The sequence below is a fragment of the Thermus sp. FJN-A genome, assembly GCF_054655095.1.
Genome location: NZ_BAAHSC010000016.1, coordinates 1 through 239 on the forward strand (window position 1 = coordinate 1; position 239 = coordinate 239).

The following is a 239-nucleotide window of genomic DNA, read 5'->3' on the forward strand; positions in this document are numbered from 1 at the left end:
GGAAGGGGGGGGGCGGGGGAGGGACCTCGAGGCCGACCTCAAGGCCTGGCAGAGGCGCTACCCGGGGAACGAGGAGAAGGCGAGGAGCCTCCTCAAGGCCCTCAAGCGCCCCGAAGGGGTGAACCCCGTCACCCTCGTCGTGGACGACGCCACGGGCCTCACCCCCAGTGTGGTCCCCTGGCTGGTGGCCTTCGCCGAGGTGGCCACCCTGGTCCTGGCCGTCCACCCGGAGACCCTAA

At 72.0% G+C, this 239-nt stretch carries 1 pseudogene; it reads left to right on the forward strand.

From position 1 onward, the window contains the following. A pseudogene (locus ACYQ0J_RS00075) lies at positions 1-239 on the forward strand (ATP-binding protein); the annotation flags it as partial.